This window comes from Vibrio sp. R15-SG3-ISO1A, assembly GCF_059833955.1.
Window position 1 is genome coordinate 56,571 of sequence record NZ_JCBDGH010000051.1, and the last position, 7,076, is coordinate 63,646.

A 7,076-nucleotide genomic window follows, 5' to 3' on the forward strand; every position below is an offset into this window, starting at 1 on the left:
CATTCGTCCAGTGTCATCGGCAATTTGGCATTGTCGGTGTCAGTTCTTGAACCACTCAAACCAAAGCACTGCCCAATGTTCGTTGGTTTGCCTCATTTTAGTTTTGTGTAGGTTGGTTGCCAGTATTGCGGGCGTAAAGTTGCGTTGAGTTTTGATGTTTCAGGGACAGGTTTATGTGTTGTTCATCTGCTCGTTAGCATTGCCGTTTCAACAACTCGAACTGGTGTTTTGTGCCCTCTTTCTTTGTCGGAGTGTAGTGGTTCACATTGCTTTGAGTAAATAGTGGGTAACTTTGGGTTCAGTGTTGTGCGCTTGGCTGTGGTGGTTTACTTTTTCGTACGGTGGCGTTTCTGGCAGAGCAACGCACTAGCCAACTAACAAGTTACTCAAGTGGACGCCAAACGCTCGGCGGTTTTGGCTTGGAGTTCAGTGGGTTTTGCGCGTTCATCGCAGGCGCCACTTAGCAAGGCGTTAGAGTGCTATTCGGAATATCGACTATTCCTCAAAAAAATTGCATGTAGGTAAGCTACAAATTGGTTCAGGGATGATTGTAGTTGTATTGATAACCTAGGTACTTAAATTGAAAAAAATAATCCCATTACTTACTATTTTCGTTACATTTTCTTCTTCTGCAAATATCGATATCACTAAAATTCCGAATGTTATTGATAAAACTTATACCAGTGTGACTGGAGAATTGACGAGCTACATTGAAGAAACTACAACTCCTGTACTTGTATTAGGCTCTGATCGTGCTAGAGAAACAGCTTTCATCTTATCTCTAACTGGTTCGGACACACCTCAAGGTCATGTGTTCACGTGCCATCCAGAACTAAAAAAGGCTTCAAGTGGTACAAGGGTTATTATAAACATCAATGGTGGAGAGCCTCGAACGACATTCGACGGCAAACCAAATACCTCAATGTGGCACGGCAGTATCACAAATGATGGTTGTGCTTTCGCGCCAGTGAGCCTTAGTGAAGCACTATATAGAGTCATAGATGATAGGGTTGTAAATGTGGAGACTTGGATACCTCTGGATAACGATGTTAATACAACGGTTTCTAATGCCTATTTTATTGGTGATGCTACCATTGACAAGAAGTATGACCTCCCATTCAAAGTATTTATGAATAATGTTGCTCAGGTTTTAAAGTACACAGAAAATTAGCACTCTAACAAAGCGTTTAAGACAGATTCCCAACGCATGGCATTTTTCATTCCATCGTTGGGCTTTGTGTTTATGGTGGTATGGTTAAGTTTTGTAGTTGCGTTGCTCACTACTTAACGCGGCGTTATAAAGCAAAAGGAAATTCAGTGGAAAAATCAGAATCATTTATTGTGGATTTTTGGGCTAAAGTCTTCGAGATCTTAGGGAAAATCTCATTCTTCAATCTAGTACGAAAAATCTTTCCTAAGGCAAGAACTGGACGTTTTTCAGAAGTATGGGCTTTGAGTCATGTATTCTTATCTATATTGTCTGTCCCTGCAGTTCTGTACATTAACAACCAGATTATTGGGTTCGCTATAGCTCTATATGCGCTACTTCGAGTCTACGAGGTTGTAATTTATCAGACGAATGTTTTGCTTTTTGATGAGTATCGGGCAATAAAAGCGGGAAGAGAGTATGCCTTACATGGATATCGCCGCATAGTTATACTTTTAATGCAAAACTATTTCGAAATCATATTCTGGTTCGCAGCTCAGTATATATTTTTTCACAGTATGTTCTCGTTTGCAGTCGAAGGCTCTCATGAGAGCGTATTAGGTGCGGTTTATACTAGCTTTGTGGTGATGACAAGCTTTGGATTTTATAATGTTACTCCACTGGGAGTTGTTGCCTACTCATTGGTAATTGGGCAAGCAATGATCGGGCTGTTTATGACATTGTTAAGTTTGGCCCGTTTCATTGGGGTAATTCCTACGCCAAAGTCTATGGACATTACAGAACAGTAAAATTGTTTTATAACAAAGCGTTTAAGAGGGACTCCCAACGCTTGGCGGTTTTGGTTAAAAATTTAGCTTAAGTGTTTATGGCACAACAGTTAAGTTTAGGCGGTATTGCGTTGTCGCCCCTTAACGCGGCGTTAGCTGAATAAGTTGGAAATCGAAAGTATGGAATGGATTAATAAGTTATTAATGTTCCTTATAGCGGTATATTGGACGGGGGATCGCGTTAGAGCCAATCCTCATATTGAACAATTAATCGTAGCCATGGAAAGTGGTTTTAAAGAGCTCATAAGTTCCCTCAAAGAACTTAAAATCGTTAACGCTTTAAACTTCTTGTCAAAGTTATATGGAATTACAACTCTCTTGGCTTTTGTCGGACTTTTCTTCGCTGCGAAAGTAGACTTAAGCTCTGGAACCAGAGAACTTATAGTTCTTATATTGGGTATGGCATTTTTAATGTTCGGCTCAATTAAATGGGTTTTAGGCGGCCATAAAGAGTTCATTTCTTCAAATAAGCTATTAATTTTCATATTCTTATCTTGGCCATTTTGGTTAGCTTGGTTGGAGGTTTCGGAAGGAATGCCTGTTTTTGAACAAATGCTTATTCCATTTAATCGCTTTTGGGTTCTGAGTGGTTTTGGTGATTTCAGCGTTTACGGTATTTGGGTAAAGGCAGGAATACTGTCTGTACTTTCCCTTGGTATGATTTTGTTCTATTACTGCATCACGTGGGGCTTTTCACTATTTTTAACGCTTATATCCATTTGTTTAGTGTTGTTTCCAGTCTATTTGGCGAAGATCATAGATAATATTTGGCCATCGGATACATTTTTCTTTTTTACAATACTTGTATTTTTTGTGCTAACAATATTCAGCTAACAATCTGTTTAAGAGTGATTCGCAACGCGTGGCATTTTTACTATGCGTTAGGTTTAGTGGTTAAGGTGGTATGCGGGAGCTTTGGGATTGCGTTGCTCACACCTTAACAGGGCGTTAGTTGGCGGGTAATTTTTTAGGGCTAGTTCAGCGTCATCTCTGGCCATTCGTCCGGTGTCATCGGCAATTTTGCATTGTCGGTGTCAGTTCTTGAATAACTCAAACCAAGCGCTTTTCAATGTTCGAGGATTCGCCTCATTTTGGTTTCGTGCAGGTTGGTTGCCAGTTTCGTGGGCGTAAAGTCGCGTGGAGTTTTGGTGTTTCAGGGGCAGGTTTATGCGTTGTTCATCTGCTCGTCAGGATTACCGCTTCAATAATTCCAACTGGTGTTTTGTGTACGCTTTCTTTGCTGGGGTGTAGTGGCTCACATTGCTTTGAGTAAATCGTGGGTAACTTTGGTTTCGGTGTTGTGTGCTTGGGTTCGGTGGTTTACTTTTTCGTACGGTGGCGTTTCTGGCGGAGCAACGAACTAGCCAACTAACAAGTTACTCAAGTGGACGCCAAACGCTCGGCGGTTTTGGCTTGGAGTTCAGTGGGTTTTGTGCGTTTATCGCAGGCGCCACTTAGCAAGGCGTTAGGTGATAATCAAGGTCGGAAGTAATGGCAAAAGATACGCCTTCAATGGCAAAAAACAAAATTAAGCGTTCACTAGGAGCGATTATCGATCCACATCCGACAGAACGAGAAAAAACGATGCTGTGGGAATATTTCAATAATTCCTGCGCATATTGTGGTCTTACGATGGAAAGGAAATCGAGAGTCGGTCATCTTGATCATATAGTCCCGACTTCTGAAGGCGGCAATAACTCAATATTTAACCATGTCTTATCGTGTTCGATTTGCAATGGTGATGAGAAAAGAGAAATGGACTGGTTGGAGTTTCTAACCAACAAAGTAGATTGTGTTGAAACGTTGATCAATCGTAGATCTCTTATCGAGACGTGGTTAGCTAAAAATACAATAAAGCCAATTGACAGTGCAGCTCAGGAACAAATTGATAGCATTGTTGAAATGGCATTGTCGCAGTTTGATGAGTCGGTAAGACTAATGAGAGAACTACGAGGAAAAATCACCTAACAAACTGCTCAAGAGGGATTCGCAACGCATGGCATTTTTTACTTTGCGTTGGTTTAAGTGATTAAGGCGGTATGCGGCGGCCTTGGTATTGCGTTGCTCACCCCTTAGCAGGGCGTTAGTTGGCGGGTGAATTTTTGAGGCTAGTTCATTGTCATCTCAGGCAATTCGTTCGGTGTCATCGGCAATTTAGCATTGTCGGTGTCAGCTCTTGAATAACTCAAGCCAAGCATTTCTCAAGGTTCGTGGAATTGCCTCATTGTGGTTTCGTGCAGGTTGGTGGCGAGAATCGTAGGCGCCAAGTCGCGTTGAGTTTTAGTGTTTCAGTTGCAGGTTTACGCGCTGTCCATCAGCTCGTCAGAATTGCCGCTTCAATACGTTTAATTGGTGTTTTGTACACGCTTTCTTTCTCGGCTTGCAGCGGCTCACATTACTTTGAGTAAATCGTGGGTAACTTTGGGTATGGTGTTGTGCGCTTGGCTGTGGTGGTTTACTTTTTCGTACGGTGGCGTTTCTGGTAGAGCAACGAACTAGCCAACTAACCAGTTACTCAAGTGGACGCCAAACGCTCGGCGGTTTTGGCTTGGAGTTCAGTGGGTTTTGTGAGTTCATCGCAGGCGCCACTTAGCAAGGCGTTAGTTGGCGGGTGATTTTTTAAGGCTAGTTCAACATAATCTCTGGCCATTCGTCTGGTGTTATCGGCAATTTGGCATTGTCGGTATCAGTTCTTGAGTCACTTATACCAAGCGCTTTTCAATGTTCGTGGGTTTGCCTCATTTTGGTTTCGTGCAGGTTGATGGCTAGAATCGTGGGCGTAAAGTTGTGTTGAGTTTTGGTGTTTCAGGTGCAGGTTTATGCGCTGTTCATCTGCTCGTCAGAATTGCCGTTTCAACAACTCGAACTGGTGTTTTGTGCCCGCTTTCTTTGTCTGAGTGTAGTGGTTCACATTGCTTTGAGTAAATCGTGGGTAACTTTGGGTTCAGTGTTGTGCGTTTGGCTGTGGTGGTTTACTTTTTCGTACGGTGGTGTTTCTGGCAGAGCAACGAACTAGCCAACTAACCAGTTACTCAAGTGGACGCCAAAAGCTCGGCGGTTTTGGTTTGGAGTTCGGTGGGTTTTGCGCGTTCATCGCAGGCGCCACTTAGCAAAGCGTTAGTTGGCGGGTGATTTTTTAAGGCTAGTTCAGCGTCATCTCTGGCCATTCGTCTGGTGTTATCGGCAATTTGGCATTGTCGGTATCAGTTTTTAAGTCACTTATACCAAGCGCTTTTCAATATTCGTGAATTTGCCTCATTTTGGTTTCGTGCAGGTTGGTGGCTAGAATCGTGGGCGTAAAGTTGTGTTGAGTTTTGGTGTTTCAGGTGCAGGTTTATGCGCTGTTCATCTGCTCGTCAGAATTGCCGTCTCAATAACTTCAACGGGTATTTTGTGTCCGCTTTCTTTGTCGGAGTGTAGTGGCTCACATTCCTTTGAGTAAATCGTGGGTAACTTTGGTTGCGGTGTTGTGGGCTTGGGTTTGGTGGTTTACTTTTTCGTACGGTGGCGTTTCTGGTAGAGCAACGCACTAGCCAACTAACCAGTTACTCAAGTGGACGCCAAACGCTCGGCGGTTTTGGCTTGGAGTTCAGTGGGTTTTGTGCATTTGTCGCAGGCGCCACTTAGCAAGGCGTTAGTTGGCGGGTGAATTTTTGGGGCTAGTTCATCGTCATCTCCGGCCATTCGTTCGATGCTATCGGCAATTTAATATTGTCGGTATCAGCTCTTGAATTACTCGAACCAAAGCACGTTTCAATGTTCGCGGGTTTGCCTCATTTTGGTTTCGTGTAGGTTGGTGGCGAGTTTCGTGGGCGTAAAGTTGCTTTGAATTTTGGTGTTTCAGGTGCAGGTTTATGTGTTGAAAACCTGCTCGTTAACTTTGCCGTTTCAACAACTCGAACTGGTGTTTTGTGCCCGCTTTCTTTGTCGGAGTGCAGTGGCTCACATTGCTTTGAGTAAGTCGTGGGTAACTTTAGTTTCGGTGTTGTGGGCTTGGGTTCGGTGGTTTACTTTTTCGTACGGTGGCGTTTCTGGTAGAGCAACGCACTAGCCAACTAACCAGTTACTCAAGTGGACGCCAAACGCTCGGCGGTTTTGGCTTGGAGTTCAGTGGGTTTTGCGCGTTTATCGCAGGCGCCACTTAGTAAAGCGTTAGTTGGCGGGTGATTTTTTAGGGCTAGTTCAGCGTCATCTCTGGCCATTCGTCTGGTGTTATCGGCAATTTGGCATTGTCGGTATCAGTTCTTGAATCACTCGAACCAAGTGCTTTTTAATGTTCGAGGGTTTGCCTTATTTTGGTTTCGTGCAGGTTGGTGGTTAGAATCGTGGTCGTAAAGTTGCGTTGAGTTTTGGTGTTTCAGATGCAGGTTTACGTGTTGTTCATTTGCTCGTCAGTACTGCCGCTTCAATAGTTCCAACTGGTGTTTTGTGTCCGCTTTCTTTGTCGGAGTGTAGTGGCTCACATTACTTTGCGTAAATCGTGGGTAACTTTGGGTGTGATGTTGTGCGCTTGGGTTCGGTAGTTTACTTTTTCGTACGGTGGCGTTTCTGGCAGAGCAACGAACTAGCCAACTAACCAGTTACTCAAGTGGACGCCAAACGCTCGGCGGTTTTGGCTTGGAGTTCAGTGGGTTTTGCGGGTTCATCGCTGGCGCCACTTAGTAAGGCGTTATGCGCTTTCATGAAAGTTGAACTAGCCAGTTTCGAGAATGAGTCGTAAACTTAGCCTAAACATAAGCTTAGGTGATATAAATGGCATTTTCTGAAATTGAGCACAAACGGTACGAAAAGGCAGTCGAGAAATACCTCGATTCTTGTCGACCACCTGTAGAAATTCGTAATGAACTTGATTTTGGCTTTCGTATCCAAGATCAAGCAATCGAAATTTTTGAAATTAGGCCTAAATGGAATGACCCATCCGACAAAATAGAAAGCTCGGTAGTTAAGGCTAAATACTATAAGTCTCGAGATGAATGGAAAGTTTACTGGATGAAATCAGACCTAAAGTGGCACTCTTACGAACCAGTGCCTGAGGTTAAGACTCTAGAAGTACTCTTTGAAGTCTTAGAAGCTGATGCATA

General features: G+C 43.4%; 5 protein-coding genes. All 5 read left to right on the forward strand.

What is annotated here, in order from left to right:
- The first annotated feature begins 580 nt into the window (after nucleotides 1–580).
- Entirely contained in the window at nucleotides 581–1,171 is a 591-nt protein-coding gene (locus AC6R0L_RS07550; RefSeq protein WP_500628772.1) for a hypothetical protein, read from the forward strand.
- 146 nt (nucleotides 1,172–1,317) lie between these two features.
- Nucleotides 1,318–1,956: a hypothetical protein gene (locus tag AC6R0L_RS07555; protein WP_064368554.1), complete on the forward strand. Its 639-nt coding sequence runs from the start codon at nucleotides 1,318–1,320 to the stop codon at nucleotides 1,954–1,956.
- A 159-nt stretch (nucleotides 1,957–2,115) separates the two neighbouring features.
- Complete coding sequence (locus AC6R0L_RS07560) at nucleotides 2,116–2,829, forward strand: hypothetical protein (RefSeq protein ID WP_500628773.1); 714 nt, start codon at nucleotides 2,116–2,118, stop codon at nucleotides 2,827–2,829.
- A 657-nt stretch (nucleotides 2,830–3,486) separates the two neighbouring features.
- Nucleotides 3,487–3,963 (forward strand): HNH endonuclease, encoded by a 477-nt coding sequence (locus tag AC6R0L_RS07565; RefSeq protein ID WP_500628774.1) that lies wholly within the window; start codon nucleotides 3,487–3,489, stop codon nucleotides 3,961–3,963.
- Between the two features lie 2,784 nt (nucleotides 3,964–6,747).
- The coding region (locus AC6R0L_RS07570) for a DUF3024 domain-containing protein (RefSeq protein WP_500628775.1) at nucleotides 6,748–7,076 on the forward strand (329 nt) is incomplete at its 3' end.